The 21,323-nt window shown below is 43.1% G+C and carries 16 protein-coding genes and 1 pseudogene; 1 reads left to right on the top strand and 16 read right to left on the bottom strand.

Annotated features, from left to right (window positions below; genetic code table 11):
• Window positions 1-94 precede the first annotated feature (94 nt).
• The 5 genes from FOF60_RS09195 to FOF60_RS09175 all read right to left on the bottom strand — a co-directional run bounded on the left by FOF60_RS09195 (window position 95) and on the right by FOF60_RS09175 (window position 6,329).
• Window positions 95-1,650, bottom strand: a protein-coding gene (locus FOF60_RS09195) for an IS3 family transposase (RefSeq protein WP_192473838.1) whose coding sequence is annotated in 2 segments (ribosomal slippage) — window positions 95-1,011 and window positions 1,011-1,650 — 1,557 coding nt in all. Because the reading frame shifts where the segments join, the coding sequence is not laid out codon by codon here.
• Window positions 1,651-1,740: 90 nt separating this feature from the next.
• A complete protein-coding gene (nrfD, locus tag FOF60_RS09190; protein ID WP_225650416.1) occupies window positions 1,741-2,637 on the bottom strand; it encodes an NrfD/PsrC family molybdoenzyme membrane anchor subunit in 897 nt (298 codons plus the stop codon).
• 5 nt (window positions 2,638-2,642) lie between these two features.
• A complete protein-coding gene (locus tag FOF60_RS09185; RefSeq protein ID WP_192473266.1) occupies window positions 2,643-3,179 on the bottom strand; it encodes a 4Fe-4S dicluster domain-containing protein in 537 nt (178 codons plus the stop codon).
• Window positions 3,179-5,374: a molybdopterin-containing oxidoreductase family protein gene (locus tag FOF60_RS09180; RefSeq protein ID WP_192473265.1), complete on the bottom strand. Its 2,196-nt coding sequence runs from the start codon at window positions 5,372-5,374 to the stop codon at window positions 3,179-3,181. Before FOF60_RS09180 ends, FOF60_RS09185 begins: the two co-directional genes overlap by 1 nt.
• A gap of 340 nt (window positions 5,375-5,714) precedes the next feature.
• Entirely contained in the window at window positions 5,715-6,329 is a 615-nt protein-coding gene (locus FOF60_RS09175) for a molecular chaperone TorD family protein (protein WP_192473264.1), read from the bottom strand.
• A 307-nt stretch (window positions 6,330-6,636) separates the two neighbouring features.
• On the opposite strand from FOF60_RS09175, the gene FOF60_RS09170 reads away from it, so the two are divergent.
• A complete protein-coding gene (locus tag FOF60_RS09170) occupies window positions 6,637-7,548 on the top strand; it encodes a 4Fe-4S dicluster domain-containing protein (RefSeq protein ID WP_192473263.1) in 912 nt (303 codons plus the stop codon).
• A 152-nt stretch (window positions 7,549-7,700) separates the two neighbouring features.
• Here FOF60_RS09170 and FOF60_RS09165 read toward each other — a convergent pair whose 3' ends face one another.
• From FOF60_RS09165 to FOF60_RS09115, 11 genes and pseudogenes are all read right to left on the bottom strand, one after another.
• Window positions 7,701-8,243, bottom strand: a complete 543-nt coding sequence (locus FOF60_RS09165) for an outer spore coat protein CotE (RefSeq protein WP_192473262.1) — start codon at window positions 8,241-8,243, stop codon at window positions 7,701-7,703.
• A gap of 486 nt (window positions 8,244-8,729) precedes the next feature.
• Window positions 8,730-9,167 (bottom strand): YlbF/YmcA family competence regulator, encoded by a 438-nt coding sequence (locus tag FOF60_RS09160; protein WP_192473261.1) that lies wholly within the window; start codon window positions 9,165-9,167, stop codon window positions 8,730-8,732.
• 1 nt (window position 9,168) lies between these two features.
• Window positions 9,169-10,713 (bottom strand): tRNA (N6-isopentenyl adenosine(37)-C2)-methylthiotransferase MiaB, encoded by a 1,545-nt coding sequence (gene miaB / locus FOF60_RS09155; protein ID WP_192473260.1) that lies wholly within the window; start codon window positions 10,711-10,713, stop codon window positions 9,169-9,171.
• 341 nt (window positions 10,714-11,054) lie between these two features.
• On the bottom strand, window positions 11,055-11,921 hold the full coding sequence (locus FOF60_RS09150) for a 2-oxoacid:ferredoxin oxidoreductase subunit beta (protein ID WP_192473259.1): 867 nt from the start codon (window positions 11,919-11,921) through the stop codon (window positions 11,055-11,057).
• Between the two features lies 1 nt (window position 11,922).
• The gene (locus tag FOF60_RS09145) at window positions 11,923-13,656 is read right to left on the bottom strand and encodes a 2-oxoacid:acceptor oxidoreductase subunit alpha (RefSeq protein ID WP_192473258.1); all 1,734 of its coding nucleotides are present in this window, start codon (window positions 13,654-13,656) and stop codon (window positions 11,923-11,925) included.
• 297 nt (window positions 13,657-13,953) lie between these two features.
• Complete coding sequence (locus tag FOF60_RS09140; protein WP_192473257.1) at window positions 13,954-14,889, bottom strand: dipeptidase; 936 nt, start codon at window positions 14,887-14,889, stop codon at window positions 13,954-13,956.
• A gap of 130 nt (window positions 14,890-15,019) precedes the next feature.
• Complete coding sequence (gene spoVS, locus FOF60_RS09135) at window positions 15,020-15,280, bottom strand: stage V sporulation protein SpoVS (protein WP_010193268.1); 261 nt, start codon at window positions 15,278-15,280, stop codon at window positions 15,020-15,022.
• Window positions 15,281-15,871: 591 nt separating this feature from the next.
• Window positions 15,872-16,669, bottom strand: coding sequence for a TIGR00282 family metallophosphoesterase (locus FOF60_RS09130; protein ID WP_192473256.1), 798 nt, complete (start codon window positions 16,667-16,669; stop codon window positions 15,872-15,874).
• 118 nt (window positions 16,670-16,787) lie between these two features.
• Entirely contained in the window at window positions 16,788-18,350 is a 1,563-nt protein-coding gene (rny, locus tag FOF60_RS09125) for a ribonuclease Y (RefSeq protein WP_251613466.1), read from the bottom strand.
• A gap of 370 nt (window positions 18,351-18,720) precedes the next feature.
• A pseudogene (recA, locus tag FOF60_RS09120) lies at window positions 18,721-19,760 on the bottom strand (recombinase RecA).
• Window positions 19,761-20,054: 294 nt separating this feature from the next.
• Window positions 20,055-21,302, bottom strand: a complete 1,248-nt coding sequence (locus tag FOF60_RS09115; protein WP_192473253.1) for a competence/damage-inducible protein A — start codon at window positions 21,300-21,302, stop codon at window positions 20,055-20,057.
• Window positions 21,303-21,323: the final 21 nt, after the last annotated feature.

The raw sequence follows: 21,323 nt of genomic DNA, 5'->3' as shown, positions 1-21,323 counted from the left end.
AATAAAGAAAAGGAGAGTCATATCGATACCAAAAAGACCTGGACGTTTTTGAACTGCTCCCGGTCAAGTAGACAGTGGAAATAATAAAAACAATCTAAGCGGCTTTAGCCCTGTATTCTAGGGGGCTAAGGCCGTTTAATCTTTTTTGGTAACGCTTATGGTTATAAAAGTATATGTACTCATCAATCGCCGCAGATAGTTCCTCAAAGGTCTTATATTTCTCCAGGTAATACTTCTCGCTTTTCAGTGATCCCCAAAAGGATTCCATTGGACCATTGTCAATACATCTTCCGACTCGAGACATACTTTGAGTCATCTCTGCTTGATCTATTCTTCGTTTAAATCCGAGATGGGTATACTGAAAGCCTCTGTCGCTATGTATAAGTGGACGGTCTCCATTCAAAAGGGCTGTAGCCTGATCCAGCGTATCAAACACCAGTTTATTGTTGTTGGAATGCCCAAAAACGTAACTGACGATGGTTCCATCGTGTAAGTCTTTAATCGCACTCAAATAAGCCTTTTTTGCTTCTCCATACTTGAATTCAGTGACATCCGTAACCCATTTCTCATTTGGATTTTCGGCTTGGAATTCACGGTTTAACACATTTTCTGCGACATGTTGAGGGGTTGACTTTTTATAGCGTTTCTTCTTTTTCCGGATTACGCTTTGAATGCCGACAATCTTCATCAGCCTATAGATACGCTTATGGTTGAAGCTCTTGCCCAACTTTCGATTCAGAGCCATCGTAATCCTGCGGTAGCCGTAGATTCCTTTAACATCTTCATGGAGAGCCTTCATTTCTTCTACAAGTTCTTCATTCTGTCGTTCACGGATTAAAGGTACTCGCTTCAGCCATTTGTAATATGAAGATCTAGCCACCCCCGCAATTTCACAAAGCATGACGAGAGGGAATCCCTCCTCCTGGTGAAGTTCCTTGATCGCGATATATCTCTCCTCTAGGCGTACCTGGCTTATCTTCGCCTCCTTTCGATCTCCTCTAACTTTTTTAGGAATGCATTCTCTGCACGTAAGCGTTCGTTTTCGCTCGCAAGCCTCTTCATCTCCAATTTCATCTTCTGTTCTGGAGAGAGTTCAACTTCTTCCTTTTTCCTCCCACGTTTATCCCCTAGGGCTTCTTCGCCGCCATCCTCATACTTTTTAACCCATTGATATACTTGTTGGTAAGAGACCTGGTAGGTCTCAGCTGCCTTCTGATAATCTTTGCCGTTCTCAAGGCAATATAGCACAATCTCTTTCCGTTCATTTATAGTAGTGTTTCTTCTAGTCATAGTGTTTGTCCTTCCTTGGAAAGTGTCCTTTAATTCTCTATGACTATTATACTTTTTAATCCACTTGCGAAGGAGAGAAGTAGTGGAAATTTCATATTTCCTCGTAACTTCCTGAATGGAGTAATCTCCGCTAAGATAGTCCTGAACTGCCGACAGTTTAAGTTCCTTCGAATATCTCTTCCAAGTAGAGGATTCGTTCAATCCTTCCACTCCGTATTTTTCAAACTTATAGATCCAATCATAAATTGCCATATTGCTCACTTTGTATATAGATTCCAGTTCCGAAATGGTATGGTTCCTGTTTTCCAAAGCCTTTATAATCTTAATTTTATCTTGGAGTGAAAAGGCCCTTTTTGACATATAAAAACTCCCCTTTAAGTAAACAGATTATATTTTTTAATCTGTCTACCTAAAGGGGAGCATATCATTTTAGTCCAGGTCTTTTCGCTACTATAAAAATATTACCGGAACAGCTGCTGCCAGCAACAGGTAGCGGAGAATGAAACCTCCTGCCAGTACGGCACTTTCTGTGATCATTGTAGCAGCAATTCCGTGTGAGCCTGAAGCAGCCAATTCCAATCCCGCCGGAGTTTGATGAAGTCTTTTTGAATTCCATAATTCAAGAGCTTCGATTGTAATTGGAAGTATTAATCCTGCAACAATCAGTCCGAACCAGAATAAAGTGCTGTACTCACCGGTAAGAAGCATAGAAACAGATTGGGCTGCAGACTCATTGGTCGATGAAGTAATCAGGAACATCGTGAAGATCAGAAATACTTCAGCTATCAGCAATGTTAAGTGAATCTTTTTTAACGCCATAACATGATGCACAACTTTTTTATCCAAAATTGCTGATACAAGCATAGTACCGGCAATTCCTGTTGAAAATGCCGACACAACGAACAGGATCGGCAGAATGGCTGTATTCCATAGCGGAACAGCACCGATGACCCCAATCAGGAAGCCAGTGTAAATGGCTGTGGCAACAGCGAATACGATACCGACGTACTCCACAATTTTGTTCGTATCTTTTTTCAACAGTTCCATCAAGGCGATGTAGGCTGCCGCCATCATGAAAAAGCTGATGAAATAAGTACCGATTGTCATGACGGAACTGAAATTAGTAAACAAATAGATGAAGCGCAAAGGATCCTTAAGACCGGCTTCAGCATCAACAATTAGAAGTAACAGTCCTATTCCCATCAGAATCGGGCTGATTAACCTTCCAACAAACCTGACTGTCTTGGCCTCCGGATATTTCCTTGCTGCATAGGAAGATGTTAAAAAAGCCCCGGCACTTAGTCCAGCAAGGAATAAATAGGCTGCGATAATTGTTCCCCAAACCATTATAATCACCTCACGTAGTAAATTTTTGCCTTGCCTAAGTCCGGCCTTAAAGGCTGGGCATTCATTTTAACAATTGCTTTCGAAACTTCGCTATTTGGATCATCAAGATCACCAAATATCCTGGCGTTGCTAATACATGTGCTTACACAGGCCGGCTGCTTGCCTTCTGCTACCAGCTCAGCACAGAAACGGCACTTCTCAACAACTCCTGTATTATGGTCCTGTGTTCTCGCACCATAATGGCATGCCACCATACAGTACTTGCAGCCGATACACTTATCTGCATCTACTAGCACGATGCCTTCATCCGTCGTATAGGTTGCCTTTGTCGGGCAAACACTAACACATGGGGCATCCTCACAGTGCTGGCATTGTACAGGGATGATTTCATTCTTGACGTTTGGGAAAACCCCTGTTTCCTTTTCATAAAATTTAATATAAGACTCTTCTACCGGAAGCTCATTCTGCATCTGGCAGCTTACCCGGCAAGCATAGCAGCCGACGCATTTTCGTGTGTCTATTACCATTCCATAGCGTGCCATCAGCCCTTCACCTTCCTAACCTTCACGATTACTTCGTGGATATTACCCGATCCACTCCATTTTTCAAAATCAAAGGGAACATGCTCCATATATCCAAAGCCAACACCGTATCCTGTTTTCAAATCTTTAGACGTAATGCCGTAATGACTTGGGACAAAAATCGCCTCTGGGTGGATTCTTTCAGTAACTTTGACCCGGATTTTGCTGGTTGCTTCACTGGATTTCAATTCCACCATATCCCCATCCTTGATTCCCAGCGCTTTGGCACGGACAGGGTTGATCCAGATTCTCTCTAAATCATAATCTTTTGTAATTTGCATCAAGATTGGTATATTCGCAGTCTGAGTATGGCTGTGTATCGCCTGCTTGCCCGTAATCAGACGGAAGGAATCGTCTGCGGGACTTACCTTTGGCTCAATCCATTCGACGATCGGCATGAAACCAGCTGCTTTATATGTTTCACTGTAAAATTCAACTTTCCCGGATGGAGTTTTTAATTTCGGCATTTCTCCGATCGTAATTTCCTCATTCGGGAACATGATTGTACCTTTTTCCCTAAGCTGTTTATACGTAATACCGGTCGGTGCAAGCATCGCTTCATTCAATTCATCCAGTGTGAAATTGAAGTGCTGACCAACTCCGCAAGCTTTTGCGAGCTCCGTATAAATCTCATGGATCGGCTTTGTTTCTGGATGGACTTTCTCCACCATTTGCTGGCGAAGGGCGATTCCAGGAATCTTACCTGATAAACCTTCTATTACTTCATCGCGTTCAATATATGTCACTTCAGGAAGGACGTAGTGAGCCAATTGTGCAGTTTCAGACATTTGAACATCTATTGCCACCACAAGATCCATTTTAGAAAGTGCTTCCTTCATGACTTTAGGATTTCCGTAACCAAGTGCTGCATTGGAATGATAATAAATTGCCGCCTTCATTTTTCCTTCCAGAGCTTCTTTTGCCACGATTGTTGCTACACCGTTTTCTGGGTAGGCAATCGGGAATTCCTTGGATCCTGCCTTTGGAATATCTGGTTCTTTTGGACTCGGGTGTTTAGACTTGTCAAGCTTACCCAGCGAAGGTTTTCCGCCAAATATACTTCCGCCTTTTTGCTGGTAGTTTCCAAGTAAAGCATTGAACATTGCTACGGCACGGCCGGTTTCTGTACTATTTTCATAGTTGCAGCCGAAAGCACCTCTCCATGATTGCTCAATCAATGCCTTCGGTTTGGCTTTGCCCATATCTACTGCAATACGAGTGATAGCGTCTGCAGGTATACCGGTGATTCCTTCTGCCCATTCTGGCGTGTATTTTTTCAGTTCCTTCGCATATTCCTCATAACCAATTGTGTAGTTCTTAATGAACTCTGTATCCTGAAGGTTTTCTTTTATCAATACATGTGACATCGCCAGCACCAGTGCCAGGTCTGTGCCAGGACGGATCGCAAGCCATTCGGTCGCCAGGTTGCCGGTATTGTTCAAACGAGGATCAACAATAACAATCTTGGCTCCGTTATCCTTCGCGGCTGCCAGAGATTGTACGGAACTAGGACGGATGCCGTCACCATAGCTCCTGCCAATGAACATAATATATTTTGCATTGCTGATATCTGCGCTAGTAGCCGTTACCCCTACTGTATGAAGAAAACCTGCATCCCTGGAGTTCGAGCAAACTACATGGTGCGTATAATAGTTGGCAGAACCCAGGGCATTGATGAATCGAGGGGAATAAAATTTCCCTGAAGCACGGGGGTCCTCCGTTAATGCGACTGACTGGGGACCATGTTCTTTAATGATTTTGTTCAATTTTTCAGCGATTTCTTTATAAGCTTGTTCCCATGTGATCGGCTCAAATTTCTTGTTGCCCACCCTTTTTAAAGGCTGTGTCAGCCTGTCTTTTGAATAAACAACAGTAGCATAACCATGCCCTCTCGCACACAGCTTTCCTTTCGAATAAGGATGGTCAGGGTGCCCCGTCAGCTTCCATAAGCGGCCATTTTTGATGTGGCCGATCATTCCGCATTTGCTTGAACATGCATTGCATGTACTAGGAATCTCCTTCACTACTGCATTTGCTCCTGCTTTCACATAATTTTTGGACCATTCATTAAAGCCTACTGTTCCCGCAGATGCCAGAGCAGCAGTAGCAGCAGAGGCTTTGATAAATCCACGACGTGATAGTTTTGTTTCCACCATTTTAACTAGCCCTCCTTTTACTCCCGACCGGTAAAACATATTGGATGTAATGCCTATATTGCATTGTCACAGGCACATTCGATAACATGATGCTTCTTCCAACAATGCTAAAGTTTAATCTTTTTGACTCTTTAGCAAAATTCCTGACTGATGGAATTGAATCTGTTATTATAGCTTTTTTCAAAAGATTGTCCATCACTAAAAGCATCACCACCTTAAACAGATTTACGCTTTTGGAACATTATTGTTTTTACAACCTTTTTACGCATTTGAAGCTGGGAGTCTCCTCGAAAAGAGCCCAGATGCAGCAATCAAAGCGAAAACAGCCAAAATTTAAGATCTACAGGTAATTATTTCGATGCGCCTGCAGGGTCTCAATCAATATTCTTGTCAACCTCTGATAAAATGAGTGCTCTGTTACCAGCGAAAGCTGCGATTCGAATTCTTCCAGCCAATCGAAATGATCATCCATAAATTCAGCTGTAAAGTGTTCAGGAGCATGCTCTATGAAATAGGCCAGCAATTCCAGCAGGATAGCCAAGTGGTCCGGCATGCCCTGTAATTCAACAGGAATATCGATCTTTAGCTTTTCTAACAGAAAATTGATATGTAACGCCGAATCACCCAGGATATACCCTTTGTCCCGTGCAAAGGGAAGTGTACAAGTTTTGTCCTGTGTCCACGGTTTATACAAAGATTCAACCGGAATGGCAGCCTGCTTTTGCATGCTTCCAATAGAGGTCATGAATAATTCTTGAAACTTTTCATAGCTTTCAGGCAAGACTTCCTCTAAGGAAAAAGTATGATTGTAATGATTCTTGATCGATTCTTCCAGCTTCTTCAGAAGATCTTGTTCCTTAATCTCATCCCAGATCTCTATAGTTGGATGTTTATATAAATCTGCAAGGACTAAAAAAACATTCGCACACTCTTTCTTGTTATCTAATCCAATCACCGGGATTCACCACCTTTCGAATACACCTTCACTATATGGCATAAAAGTTTGTGAAACAATATACATTCTGTGGCGAAACCCTCTTGAGTATGTGAAGGAATTCACCTAAATTAACTTTAATGAATCCTCCATAAGTTCTATCGACATAACTGATTTCTCCTGGTTTGACTGAGGATATAGTGACTCAGCGGCACTTCATTTGTGAATTTTCTTTTACATATGTATGAATATCTGGCAAACTCGCCTCTTTTTTAAAGGTTTAATCGTAAAATGAAAGTATAGAATAATGCCCCCTGAGGTGACGATTATGTCTCTGTTAACCAATTGGCTTGAAAGCCTTAGTTACGATCTGGAGATCTCAGAATCCTGCACCAGGACGATCAGCCCGCTGAGTTCCTGTTCAGCTTGTTTTGACGCATGCCCGGATGAAGCCATCCTGCTTGAGAATCAAAAAATGATGATTGATGAAAAAAGATGCACTTCCTGCGGTGTCTGTATCACAGCCTGTCCTGTACAGGCTATCAAAGGACAATCTCCTTCAAGAAAGGTCAGCCAGGATCATCTTCTGCTCGAGCAGGAATCGCCGCTGCCAAGCTTAACTGAACTGCTTTACTACCATAAAAAAGGAATACGCTTTATTTATCAGCCTTCTTTATATTCGAAGTTAGTAAACCGAATCAGCCAGGCCAATGAAGTCCTGGGCGCCATGTCACTTGAACTCCTGCAGGTTACAAACCATTTGGTCCTGGAGCCAAAAGAGCAGCCAAGGTTATCAAGACGGGACTTTTTTGCAAAGCTCTCTTCCGACAGCAGGAAAACTGTTCTTTCTTCCGTGACACCTGTTAAATGGCGCTTCAATGAAAGCAATTTTAAACCTTCCCTTCTGTTCAAGGATTGGTCTTTTTATAAAGTGGAAATCAACGAGGATGAGTGCACACTATGTGAAGCCTGTTTTAATATTTGTCCCTCTGGCGTATTCAGCCTCGGGGAGAACGAGCTTATAATGAATGAAAACCAATGCACCGGATGCCATTTATGCTTGGACATTTGCAGAACGAGCGCAATAACAGTTGAGCAAGAGGTTCACAAGGCTCCGTCAGTCTCTTATAGCTTGAGTAAGAACATTTGCAAACAATGCGGCACTTCCTTTCATGCCTGGGAAGAATCTGATGCATGCCATATATGCAGCACAATTAAAAAGCCCAATTTTTTCCTTTGAGTGAATGGGCTATAATAGAGGCACTGGCCATTAGAAGCCCATTTTTTTAAACTGCTTCCATGCCCAGTGCTTTTTTTAATGACTATCTCTTTCCGCCTTTTTCGTTTCATTGTAAAAAAAAAACTAGGAAGTGAAAGCTTCCTAGTTCGATGTTATTCTTCCTCTCCCAAGAGGAAGTCTGGGTTCAAGTCTTCGAATTCGTCATCATCGAGGCCATGGCCCCACTCATCATCATCGCAATCGCATCCGCCTGGATGAGTGACAACGCATACCTTCGTTTCACCAATGACTTCCACAAGGAATTCCCTCTCGACGTGAACGATGATTTTGTTGCCATTAGGCGAAATGACCGCTTCGATACAGTTTGGCTGCTGCAGAACCTCTACAAGGACATCATGATCATCCATGCAATCAGGGTCACGGTACTTCAGCTTGATGACATCGCAGTAAGTTACTTTCTCCGTCACTACTTCAGTTTTTGTATTATCATCAAAGGAGTACCAGATGTTGGCTTCGTAAGACCCGTTTACTTCAACCACTTTCCCTACCTTTTTTGCCTTATACTTATGGTTTATGACCCAAGCGCCCAGAATGCTGCTCGGATTATGCGCTGGGTTGATCGTATGATTGGACTGCGTGAATTTGCGTCCCTTCGCTACGACGGCTTTCGTAATAATCTCTCTGTAATCTCCCATTGCGAGCGAAACCTCCTCAATCTTTTTCAATTCATCCTATGCGTGATATTAGACTAGTGTGCGATTAATTTTAGAACCACTGGTAAAAACTTAGGCATAGTTCATTGTATGCCCATACATGCTGAATGTTCCCAATTGAAGAAAGTTGATGGGTAATTAAGATTGTATTGATTTCATATCGCAGTCCCCGAAAAGAGATACTCCAGACTGGAGAAGCAGTCCACTCACCTTCCCAACAGGACCCTTATCTGATCCAATGAAGAACAAAAAGCTCAAGCGCCTCGTTCATCCCCGACAAGCGCTGGAGGGCCTGACATTGAAGTCGTTCTTTGACTTCATTGGCAGAACCGAAGCGTCTCGAGGGGCTAGGCGCTGGAGCTGGATTAAGACACCCACATGTAGTTATCCACACAAAAATGCTTTTAAAATTTCCTATACAATAAAAAAATGGCACCCTATAATCGGGTGCCATTTACTCTTCAATGATTAATGGTTGTGCGTATGGCAGCTTGCTTCGTTTTTCAAAGCTGCACCTGTTTCGCCGCGAAGTACATCTCCGCCAGTTGCTGCGACTACTTCATCTGTAACTGTATTGGAAATTGTTGTAGCTACTAGCTGAAGCAATTCATTAACATCAATTTGCGATTGCTTGAACTCCTGGACTACTGGAATTTCATCCAGTTGTTGTTCTAAAGAAGCAATTTTTGCTTCCGTCTTCTTCAACGCTTCTGTTTTTCCGTAATGCTGAAAGTTAACAGCCTGTTTTTGAAGGCCTTTAATAGAAGAAATAAGTGTTTTCACTTTTTCATTCTCATGGATTTGCGCTTCTGCACGTTTGAAAAAGTCAACTTCTTCTGTTTCCGCAATCATTCTTGCGATTTCTCTTGAACGCTGGATAATGTCATCTTTATTGTATTTTGCCAACTTAGTTCACCTCAACTGGTTGTATTTCTTCTACCATTTCCCCGTTTAATGACCATGTTTTTGCATCTGTGATCTTAACCTTGACGATTTTACCGATGGCCGACTTCGGACCGACGAAATTGACAAGCTTTAACTTGCTTGTATACCCGGCCAGTACATCAGGGTTGTTTTTGCTTTCGCCTTCAACCAATACCTCAACAATCTGATCCTGATACTTCTTCATAGACTGTGCAGATTGCTCATTCACTAGTGCGTTCAGGCGCTGAAGACGCTCTTTCTTCACTTCCATCGGGACATTATCCTGCATTTTAGCGGCAGGTGTGCCTTCCCTTGGAGAGTAAATGAATGTATAAGCTGATTCATATCCTACTTCACGAACAAGAGACATTGTTTCCTCGAATTGCTCATCTGTCTCATTCGGATAACCCACGATAATATCTGTTGTTAATGTGACATTAGGAATAGCTGCCTTGATCTTGCGTACAAGCTCAAGGTATTGTTCCCTCGTATATTTTCTGGCCATGATTTTCAATACATCTGTAGAACCTGACTGTACAGGCAGATGGATGTGATCCATCAAGTTTCCGCCCTTAGCCAGCACTTCAATCAGGGGATCGTCAAAATCACGCGGATGGCTTGTTGTAAAACGCACACGTGGAATATCGATCTTACGCATTTCATCCATCAAGTCCCCTAGACCGTAATCGATGTCCGTAAAATCTTTTCCATACGCGTTTACATTCTGGCCAAGCAGGGTAATTTCCTGATAGCCCTGGGCCGCAAGCTGACGGACCTCCTGAATGATGTCTTCTGGACGGCGGCTCCGCTCTTTGCCTCGCGTATAGGGAACGATGCAGTATGTGCAGAATTTATCGCAGCCATACATGATGTTCACCCACGCTTTGATGTTCCCTTTGCGAACCTTCGGAAGGTTTTCGATTACGTCCCCTTCCTTGGACCAGACTTCAACGACCATTTCTTTGGACATATATGCTTCCTGCAGAATATGTGGCAGGCGATGGATATTATGTGTACCAAAAATCATATCAACCTGGTTATAGGTTTTGAGAATTTTGTTAACGACCGATTCTTCCTGGGACATGCAGCCGCATACTCCCAATAGAAGATCTGGCTTTTCTCTTTTCAGGTGCTTCAAATGTCCAAGTTCACCAAACACCTTATTCTCAGCATTTTCCCTGATTGCACATGTATTCAGTAGAATGACATTCGCATCCTCGACACTGTCAGTAGGTTCATATCCGAGACCAAGGAATATACCAGCCATGACTTCTGTGTCATGCTCATTCATCTGGCATCCATATGTACGGATGTAGAATTTGCGCCCTTGTCCCATACCAATGAATTCTTCAGGGATGTCAAAGTCTTTATGGTACTTGACTTCTTCTTTGCCGCGTTTCTTTGCATCCTTCAATGATGGAGCTGTATATACTGTTTCAAAGTACTTGCTGTAATCCTTGCTGGATTTTTTGTCCGAAGAATTTTCAGTTTGTACTTTCTGGCCTTCCAAGCGTTGATTCTCGTTCATTTCAGATCTCCTTTCATTAGAAAGCAAGCAGGCAGAAGGATTCAACCTCGCCGGAGCTATTTTAACAGTTCTGCTTTCTACGATAAAAAGGGCTGCATCACCCTGAAAATATTAAATATACACATTATAATAGTATAAACTCTTCAATCAATGAAAACAATAGCAGGCAATGGAAATACAGCTTTCTTGATAAAAAAGCCGTCCTAGTCAATTATATTACCCTATAGATTATCTAATTGGAGTGATACTAATCACAAAAGATCCCAATAAGCTTGATTTTACAAGAATAATAAAACCCCAATCCTCGACGATTGGGGTTTTATTGAAACTCACTTCGCTTATTACATGAATTCAGCAACCAGCTTGTCAAAATGAGCTTGATCAAGCTTAAGATCTGCTTTTGATAAAGGAGTTTCAGAATAACCGCTTACCAGATCCTGATAAGACTTACGCTCTGTATCTTGATAGATTAATCCTGTAACCAATCCCTTATGTTCCATCAATGTCTGCATGGCTGCTTCACGGTTTGAAGGATCGTATCCTTCGATATCGCTAAGCTTTGTCAAGTTTTCCTTGAACCAATCGTAAGTATTTACCTTGTTGTAAGTTACACAAGGGCTGAATACGTTGATTAGTGAGAACCCTTCATGCTTGATTCCAGCCTCGATCAGCGCAGTCAAATCCTTAAGGTCTGTCGAGAAGCTTTGTGCCACGAAAGTAGCGCCAGCTGTCAAAGCCAATTCCATTGGAGAAATAGCCTGCTCGATGGAACCTGCAGGAGTTGATTTTGTCTTGAATCCAGCAGCCGAACGTGGGGAAGTTTGTCCCTTCGTCAAACCGTAAATCTGGTTATCCATGACAATGTAAGTGATATTAACGTTACGGCGGATCGCATGGACTGTATGTCCCATTCCGATCGCGAAGCCGTCTCCATCACCGCCGGAAGCGATGACTGTCAAATCACGGTTGGCCATCTTCACGCCCTGAGCGATTGGAAGTGCACGGCCATGAATTCCGTGGAAACCGTATGAGTTGATGTATCCAGAGATACGGCCTGAACAGCCGATACCAGAGATTACTGCCAGGTCTTCAGGCTCTAAACCCACATTGGCAGCAGCACGCTGCATAGCCGCCTGGACAGAGAAGTCGCCGCAGCCTGGGCACCAGTTTGGTTTTACATTATTGCGAAATTCTTTAAAAGTCGCCATCCTAGAACAACTCCTTGCATTTTGTGTGGACTTCCTGCGGCAAGAATGGATTTCCGTCATACTTGAGGATCTTATGGATCTTCTCATGACTTCCGACATTCATCTTCATGATGTTTGCCAGCTGTCCTGTCGCATTGTTTTCAATAACTGCAACTTTCTTTGCAGATTGTACAAGCTGCATCATTTCATCAGCAGGGAATGGATGTACCAGGCGCACATGTGCGTGGTTAACTTTCAGGCCATCCTTCTCAAGTCTTCCCATTGCCTCTTCAATTGCACCTCTTGTAGAGTTGAAACCTACGATCAACAGATCAGCTTCCTCATGCGGAGCGTTCTTGTGGATTGGCGTATTGAACTTCAGATTGCTGATTTTACGCATACGCTTATCCATTTGCGCAATACGGTTAGCAGCGGATTCCGAAGGTTTTCCTGTTTCATCATGCTCAACACCAGTAACATGGTGGATACCGTTCTTCATTCCTGGGATAACGCGTGGTGATACACCATCTTCAGTCACTTCATAACGCTTGAAGTAGCCTTTATTATCGATTTCAGGAAGAGCTTCTGTAGCCAATTTACCGCGGCGGATTTCCACTTTATCAAACTCAAGCGGTTCAACTGTCTGTTTTCCTAGAGATAATTGAAGGTCCGTCAGCATAATGACAGGGCACTGATATTCCTCGGCAAGGTTGAATGCTTCCGCTGCATCATAGAATGCTTCCTGAACAGTACTTGGAGCAAACACGATTTTAGGAATCTCACCGTGCGTTCCATAAATCATTGCCATTAAATCTGATTGTTCCTGTTTTGTAGGAAGTCCGGTTGATGGGCCGCCACGTTGAGTGTCAACAATCACTAGCGGTGTTTCAGTGATACCTGAAAGACCGATTGCTTCCATCTTCAAAGAAAGGCCTGGTCCAGCAGAAGCTGTAAGGGCACGTACACCGCCATAGTTAGCACCGATTGTCATAGTGACAGCAGCGATTTCATCTTCCGTCTGAATGACTGTTCCGCCAAGGGCAGGAAGTTTCTTGATCAGGTATTCCATGATTTCTGAAGCAGGTGTGATTGGGTATGCAGCCATGAAACGGCATCCTGCTGCTACTGCTCCAAGAGCGATTGCATCATTGCCAATCATGAACAGGCGTTTCTGGCCATCAGCCTTTTCAAGCTGCATTGTCTCAGCGCCGCCTAATTGTTCTTTCGTATATTCGTAGCCAGCTTTGATGGCTTCCATATTTTTATCGACAACTTGTTGTCCTTTGCGTCCGAAAATCTCCTGGACGACTTCTTCAAAAACTTGGATATCCAAGTCTAGAACTGCACTAGTCGCACCAATGGCAACCATGTTTTTCATAAGAGATGTTCCCAATTCAGTAGCCATTTCGGTAAATGGAACCGCATACATCGCAGCTTGAGTATCCTCAGGCTTTTTTGGGTCAAACTTCGCATCAGCAATAATTACGCCGTTCTCATGCAATTCTTTGTAGTTTACATCGATTGTTTCCTGGTCGAAAGCTACAAGAATATCTAAATCGTCAGAAATAGATCGAACCTCTGTAGTGCTTACTCGAATCTTGTTATTTGTGTGTCCGCCCTTGATACGTGATGAAAAGTGACGGTAGCCATACAAGTAGTAGCCTAGACGGTTCAATGCAATAGAGAAAATTTCCCCGGTAGATTCAATTCCTTCTCCCTGCTGTCCGCCAACTTTCCATGAAAGTTGATTGATCATCTCTTACACCCCTTTAGATACGTAAAAAAATATGTAAAAACGCTTCGTTATTAAGTGTAGCACTTTTCCAAGTAATTCACTAGAATTAAGCGGTTTACATCTCGCAATTAGTGCTGAAATCTAGCAAATGGATGGTACTAAACGCTTACAATTCTAGACCTATGTGAATAAAAAAGCAACCCTTTCAGAATAATTATTGACTAAAATATGAATATTTTTTTATTTATTAAAATATTATAAGTTTCTTATCCTGTCCACCTTGCAATCACGGTTAGGAATTGTTCTTCTACACAGAATTCAGCGACTAAGAACAGGTATTCTGGAAGCCATATTCTTATGCAGGAACTTACGCACTTGTATATCAGAATAATATTTTTGAAGTTCATTCCAAAGGTTATCATACTGTTCATTACCCTCAAGATTTCCTACCGTAAATTCAATTCCATCAAAATCAGAACCAAAGCCTACATGATTTTCTCCTCCAAGAGAACAAATGTGGTCAAGATGGCGAATCACATCATTAATTGAAGCGGATTCCTTTTTACCTGATAAAAATTCCGGCACAAAGGTAACACCAATCACTGAATCACGATCAATCAATGCATTGATCTGATTATCCTTAAGGTTGCGCGGATGGCGGCAAAGCGAATAACAGTTTGAATGAGATGCGAAGACATGCTCAGCACTCTCCATTACATCCCAGAACCCCTGTTCAGATAAGTGGGAGACATCGCAGACTGTTCCAGTATCATTCAGAAGTTGGACAACCTGACGGCCAAATCTTGAAAGGCCAGCTCCCCGTTCCTCCAGGGCACCATCAGCCACATAATTTCCATAGTTCCACGTCAAGCCTACTGAGCGTACTCCAAGTCTGAGCAATGTGCGCAACTTTAATAAATCCTGCCCAATCGCGTCACAACCTTCCAGAGTCAGGACCGCACCGATTTTATCCTCGGCGAGCTGATCAATGTCCTCCCTGTCCTTGACCAGCCTGATTTGAGGATGAGGGGTAAGGACTTTTTCATAAAATAAATCTGCCATCCTGAGCGCAGCTTCAAATTTCAGGTCAGGATGAACGGATTCAGGCACATAGATGGCAAATAATTGTACTTTTGTGTTCGAAGCCTTCAGCCTTTCAAGATTAACCTGCAATCCCGGTGAATTAGCGAACTCAAGGGTTGGATCCATAAATAATTTATATAGGACATCACAATGAGCATCAAAGATCTTCACAAAAATACCCTCCTTTTTACATTCATAATACACCAAAAAACAAAAGAAACCTGCTTGCAGTAGCAAACAGGCAGAAAGTTACCCTTCCAGGTTTTTAAGACTTACTCTATCTATAGGCACGCTGGCGCTTTCATCTGGGTTCAACAATCAATTTAATGGCTGTCCGTTCTTCGCCATCAATCAGGATATCAGTAAATGCCGGGATGCAAATTAAATCGACGCCGCTAGGTGCTACGAACCCTCTTGCGATCGCTACTGCCTTAACGGCCTGATTCAATGCACCCGCCCCGATAGCCTGAATTTCTGCGCCTCCTCTTTCGCGCAGTACTCCAGCAAGCGCACCAGCTACAGAATTAGGATTAGATTTTGCTGAAACTTTTAATATCTCCATTCCTGGCTCCTCCTTATTTTATCCCGTCCTGGATGTCTTAAGTGGACATCCAGGTTAGTCTGTTCCACTGCTACTATATTCAGGAGGAGGCCCACATATGACCTTCAGTAAAAAAAAGCATGTAAGTATTAAGAGAGATACTGTTGTTAGAGCGGATTGTTTGAATATTTTTTAATGGGAAAGGACAGTTTTATCGATATATTCTGTTGCACAGGTTTTGTTCTAGGTAAGGGTACTTTGCAGGGTTATCGCACCCTTATGTTGCCTGCCACCTCTCTATAAGGGGGTCTTTCGGCAAGTATTGTTCCTTTATGAGGCCTTCTACCTCTTCATAAGGGTATCTTTCAGCGCGTATCCGTACCCTTATGCGTGCTTCTCCCTCTTCATAAGGATACCTTTCAGCGCGTATCGTACCCTTATGCAGGCTTCTCCCTCTCGATAAGGGTATCTTTTATCCGGATGCTTACTAATTACAGGCATTTGGTATTTCATACACTTCCAAATATCCAATTCCAAGCAAATTAATAGACTGCAGGCAAACTCGAATGAGTTCATCTGCAGTCTGAAGGATTGTTAACCAGATATCATATTTTAGTCATAGAAAGGATGATCTTCATTAATAAGGATTTTCTGGATTTTCACTGCTTTGCCAGTCTTTTTATCTAAGTCTATCAACACTGCAGACAACTGGTTCCTTCCATCCTTGGCTACTTCGAAACGCGTTGGCAGACTTGTCATGAACCTTCTTAGGACCGCATCTTTTTCTACTCCCAATATACCATCATACGGTCCTGTCATGCCTACATCGGTGAGAAAAGCTGTTCCAGAGGGCAAAATCCTATCATCTGCTGTCTGTACGTGAGTATGCGTACCGACCACAGCGGAAACTCTTCCATCAAGATACCAGCCCATCGCCTGCTTTTCGCTAGTTGCCTCAGCATGGAAATCGACGAAAATGAGGGAAGTGCGTTTGCTGGCTTCCTCAATCAATTCATCTGCTTTTTTAAATGGGCAATCTATTGGCGTCAAGAAAGTACGGCCCTGCAAGTTGATGATTGCCAGCTCATCCTGGTTGATCTTTAAATAAACAATCCCTTTTCCAGGTACCTCTTCAGGATAATTAGCAGGCCTGACGAGATATTTAGCTCCATCAATGAATTCAAAGATTTCACGATTATCCCATGCATGGTTGCCTAAAGTAACGGCCTGTGCTCCCTGCTCGAGAAACTGTCTGTAAATCTTCTCCGTTATTCCTTTTCCGCTCGCTGCATTCTCACCATTAATGATGGTAACAGTCGGTCGGAATTTTCCTTTTAGCTTAGGCAGATATTCTGTAACCATGTCCCTGCCAGGGGAGCCTACAACATCCCCTACAAATAAAATTCTCATTATTCCTCATTCCTGCCTTCAAATTATTTATGTAAAAATTGTATCATAACATCGAGTTTAGAGGAAAACCAGCAAAGTAGTGAGCATGCAATATAAAAAGCGGCGCCGAAGCACCGCTTTATTTTGCATATTCAACTGCCCGAGTCTCTCGGATGACTGTAACCTTGATATGTCCAGGATAATCGAGTTCTTCCTCGATTTTCTTACGAATATCTCGTGCGAGGCGGTGTGCCTGCAAGTCATCGATTTGATCTGGCCTAACCATAATCCTGATTTCTCTACCCGCCTGAATAGCGAATGATTTTTCGACTCCTTCATAGGATTCAGAAATCTCTTCAAGCCTTTCGAGACGGCGGATATAGTTTTCAAGCGCTTCGCTACGGGCACCAGGCCTTGCAGCTGATAATGCATCAGCAGCAGCAACAAGTACTGCAATGATCGAAGTCGGCTCAGTATCACCATGGTGAGAAGCAATACTGTTGATAACAACTGGATGCTCCTTATACTTAGTAGCAAGCTCCACGCCGATTTCAACGTGGCTTCCTTCTACTTCATGGTCAATTGCCTTACCGATATCATGCAGAAGTCCTGCGCGGCGAGCTAGAGTTTCATCTTCACCTAGTTCTGCGGCAAGCAATCCGGACAATTGGGCTACTTCCATTGAATGTTTAAGTACATTCTGTCCGTAGCTTGTACGATATTTCAAGCGGCCAAGAATCTTGATAAGATCTGGATGCAGTCCGTGCACTCCCACTTCGAAGGTAGTCTGTTCCCCAACCTCACGAATATGTTCATCAACTTCACGGCGTGCTTTCTCAACCATTTCCTCAATTCGAGCCGGATGAATACGTCCATCCTGGACAAGCTTGTCTAGAGCTAGACGGGCTGTTTCACGTCTGATAGGGTCAAATCCAGAAAGGATAACCGCTTCCGGAGTGTCATCAATAATGAGATCGATTCCCGTCAACGTTTCCAGGGTGCGGATATTCCGTCCCTCACGACCGATAATACGCCCTTTCATTTCATCATTCGGAAGATTTACGACTGATACAGTCGTTTCAGCAACATGGTCTGCTGCACATCTTTGAATGGCTAGTGAAAGTACTTCTTTCGCTTTCTTATCGGATTCTTCTTTCGCCCTGTTTTCGTTTTCCTTAATCATTAGTGCAATGTCGTGAGCAAGTTCTTGCTCAGTACGCTCCAAAATGATGGATTTAGCCTCATCACGCGTTAAGCCCGAGATGCGTTCTAGTTCAGTCTTCTGATTTCGTACCATCTCGTCCACTTTGCTTTCCATCTCTTCAATATGCTGTTGTCTTTTGGAAAGAGCGTCATCTTTTTTCTCTAAAAGATTCTCGCGTTTGTTCAACGACTCATCTTTGCGATCAAGATTCTCCTCTTTTTGCAATAAACGATTTTCTTGTTTTTGCAGTTCATTTCTTCGTTCACGAATTTCACGCTCTGCTTCAGTACGCAGCTTGTGATTTTCATCCTTAGCCTCCAGCAGGGCTTCTTTTTTCATAGCCTCTGCTTCACGCTTCGCATCTTCAACAATTTGTTCTGCGGCGTTTTTGGCACCTGCAATTTTTGCTTCCGCAACGGATTTACGATAAAAATAGCCAACAACTGCACCGACGAATAGGCCAAGCAAAATGGAGATGATTGAAATAATTAGATCCATCATTTTCACCTCCTCTTGCTATGAACTTGTGTTACGTTTTTTAAAGTGTCGGCATGTACATTGTTACTAGCGTCAATATACAGCTCAAATGCTTTTAAACGTTTTTAATACCATGAAAATGTAAAATATACATTTTTAATTGTAAAGCTGCCATATTTTATTGTCAAGGGTTTGTCCCATGTGTATTCCGTTGGTTTGATTAATTATTCAATCAATTCTTATTTCTTCGATGTGACTGTTGATTTTCTACACTTTCTACGGTAGGAATAGGAATGCTAAAAATCAATATTCGCCTACCATTATAGTCAGAAAAGCACAAACAAGGCCTCCTGGATTTCAGGAGACCTTGGTGATAGGCAGAGATAGACTATTAATCTAATGGGAGTTCTTCCTGGTCTTCATCAGTTTCAGTCACCGTGAACTCGCCATCAAGGCCATAGTGATTACGGATTTTCTGCTTGATTTCAAGACGGATGGATGGGTTTTCCTTAAGGAACATTTTCGCGTTCTCTCTTCCCTGTCCAAGACGCTCACCATTGTAGGAATACCAAGAACCACTCTTATCGACGATATCAAGGTCTGAACCCATGTCGATGATCTCACCCTCTTGGGAAATCCCCTCACCGTACATGATATCTACTTCAGCTGTACGGAATGGTGGAGCGACCTTGTTCTTGACCACCTTGATCCTCGTTTTGTTACCGACCATATCATTGCCCTGCTTCAATGTTTCAGCACGACGGACTTCAAGACGTACACTTGAATAGAATTTCAGAGCGCGTCCGCCAGGAGTTGTTTCAGGGTTCCCGAACATAACGCCCACTTTTTCACGAATCTGGTTAATGAAGATTGCGATAGTTTTTGACTTGTTGATTGCACCGGAAAGCTTACGCAATGCTTGGGACATCAAACGGGCTTGAAGACCAACGTGGGCATCGCCCATCTCACCTTCAATTTCAGCCTTTGGAACAAGAGCTGCAACGGAGTCAACAACAATAATATCAATTGCTCCACTTCGCACAAGTGCTTCTGCGATTTCCAAAGCCTGTTCTCCAGTGTCCGGCTGTGAAAGAAGAAGTTCATCGATATTTACACCGAGTTTCTGTGCATATACAGGATCCAGTGCGTGTTCAGCGTCAATGAATGCCGCCTGGCCGCCATTTGCCTGCACTTCTGCAATCGCATGAAGAGCAACAGTTGTTTTACCTGAACTTTCAGGTCCGTAGATTTCAATAACACGACCGCGAGGATATCCGCCTATTCCCAAGGCAGCATCCAGTGCAAGGGACCCACTTGGAGAGGTAGAATTTTAGTGTCTGTTTTCTCCCCTAATTTCATAACTGATCCTTTACCAAATTGTTTTTCAATTTGTTTTAACGCCATATCTAAGGCAGCTTGACGATCACTCACTCAAATTTCCTCCTTTTATATAAAAACGAACCAGCATACTGCCTGGCCGCAAATCTCTTATTTAAAGCCTACTATTACTATACCTTTTTCCAAGAGGTTTGTCCAACAAAAAATCGAACATTTATTCGTTTTTTTTTAGAAGAGCAGAAAGCGTCAAAATTGATTTTTCGATACCTTTTTCAGCAGTTTTACTTTGATATATACCCGCTAAAAAGAGTTTTCAGCAAAGAATCTGTCTATTCCAAGCACCGGGTCGACTATATATTCAGGGGCCTAAAAAAACACGGAAGTGCATCACTTCCGTGTTCCTGACAATCTATTAATTATGATCTGGCAGCCAAACTTTACTGATCTTTTTCTGATGGCATCCCGGGAGCCGCTGAGGCTTAGTTTTTCCACATGGACTGGCTTCCCCTTTATATGTACTCCGATGAAAACCGTTCCGGCTGGATGCCCCTCCAGGCTGTCTGGGCCAGCTGCTCCGGTGAAGCTGATGCCGATATCAGAGTTGGTAATCGCAGCAGCATTTATTGCAAGTTCTTCCGCACATTCCCTGCTTACAGCTCCAAATTCCTCGATTGTTTTTGGATTAACGTTCACAAGACCCATTTTGGCCTCATTGGAGTAACAGACTATACCGCCTTTAAAAAGGCTGCTTGCACCTGGAACTGAAGTCAAATCCTGCTGGAACATGCCGCCGGTCAAGCTTTCAGCAGCTGATAACGTCAGGTTTTGGCTTTTCAATAGTTTCGAAAGCTCGATCACTAACGAAGTTTCGTCGTAACCATAAAAATGCTCACCGACTCTGTCCATGATTTTTGCTTCCATTGAGTCAATCAATGCCTGAGCAGTTCCGTGGACGTCGTCCCTCGCTGTAAGCCTCAGTGTAACTTCACCATCCCCAGCCAGTGGTGCAATGGTCGGATTGCTTTGCTGGTCAATCAAATCTTCTATTTCCGATTCAAGAGCCGCCTCGCCAATTCCAAAGAATCGAAGAACTCTCGACTCAATTTTAGCTTGATTGCCAGACAAGCCTGCAATAGCTGCCTGACCGTATTTCAAGAACATAGGCTCCATTTCAGAAGGGGGACCCGGCAGGAGCATGTATTTATTGTCCTCAGTTGCCAGGAACATCCCCGGAGCCATGCCATGATCATTTTTCAAAACCGTGGACCCTTCGATCACGAGCGCCTGCTTCCTGTTATTCTCAGTCATTATCCTGTTCGTTTTTTCAAAATACAATTCGATGGACTTCATCGCTTCTTCATCAAGAACAAGCCGCTTTCCAAGCTGCCCGGCAATAGTATCTTTTGTCAGGTCATCTTTCGTCGGACCCAATCCGCCCGTAAAGATAATCAGCTCTGCACGTTCCCGGGCTATTTTCATTGCATTCTTCAATCTATCAGGATTATCTCCGACAACAGTATGAAAGTAAACATTGATTCCCAGGTCGGCAAGCTGCCTGGAAAGGAACCTGGCGTTCGTGTTGACAATTTGCCCAAGGAGCAATTCAGATCCCACAGCAATGATTTCGGCATTCATTTCTTGTCCCCCCTGACAAAA

The sequence above is a fragment of the Mesobacillus jeotgali genome (assembly GCF_014856545.2).
Classification (GTDB): Bacteria; Bacillota; Bacilli; order Bacillales; family Cytobacillaceae; genus Mesobacillus.
The sequence above is the reverse complement of the archived record's forward strand: the minus strand, read 5'-3'. Positions and strand labels throughout refer to the sequence as shown.

What these genes read in the sequence shown, in the direction of transcription:
- nrfD (WP_225650416.1), bottom strand. Translation starts at nt 2,637, where the DNA reads ATGGTTTGGGGAACAATTATCGCAGCCTATTTATTCCTTGCTGGACTA.
- FOF60_RS09185 (WP_192473266.1), bottom strand. Translation starts at nt 3,179, where the DNA reads ATGGCACGCTATGGAATGGTAATAGACACACGAAAATGCGTCGGCTGC.
- FOF60_RS09180 (WP_192473265.1), bottom strand. Translation starts at nt 5,374, where the DNA reads ATGGTGGAAACAAAACTATCACGTCGTGGATTTATCAAAGCCTCTGCT.
- FOF60_RS09170 (WP_192473263.1), top strand. Translation starts at nt 6,637, where the DNA reads ATGTCTCTGTTAACCAATTGGCTTGAAAGCCTTAGTTACGATCTGGAG.
- FOF60_RS09165 (WP_192473262.1), bottom strand. Translation starts at nt 8,243, where the DNA reads ATGGGAGATTACAGAGAGATTATTACGAAAGCCGTCGTAGCGAAGGGA.
- miaB (WP_192473260.1), bottom strand. Translation starts at nt 10,713, where the DNA reads ATGAACGAGAATCAACGCTTGGAAGGCCAGAAAGTACAAACTGAAAAT.
- FOF60_RS09150 (WP_192473259.1), bottom strand. Translation starts at nt 11,921, where the DNA reads ATGGCGACTTTTAAAGAATTTCGCAATAATGTAAAACCAAACTGGTGC.
- FOF60_RS09145 (WP_192473258.1), bottom strand. Translation starts at nt 13,656, where the DNA reads ATGATCAATCAACTTTCATGGAAAGTTGGCGGACAGCAGGGAGAAGGA.
- spoVS (WP_010193268.1), bottom strand. Translation starts at nt 15,280, where the DNA reads ATGGAGATATTAAAAGTTTCAGCAAAATCTAATCCTAATTCTGTAGCT.
- FOF60_RS09130 (WP_192473256.1), bottom strand. Translation starts at nt 16,669, where the DNA reads ATGAGAATTTTATTTGTAGGGGATGTTGTAGGCTCCCCTGGCAGGGAC.
- rny (WP_251613466.1), bottom strand. Translation starts at nt 18,350, where the DNA reads ATGGATCTAATTATTTCAATCATCTCCATTTTGCTTGGCCTATTCGTC.
- FOF60_RS09115 (WP_192473253.1), bottom strand. Translation starts at nt 21,302, where the DNA reads ATGAATGCCGAAATCATTGCTGTGGGATCTGAATTGCTCCTTGGGCAA.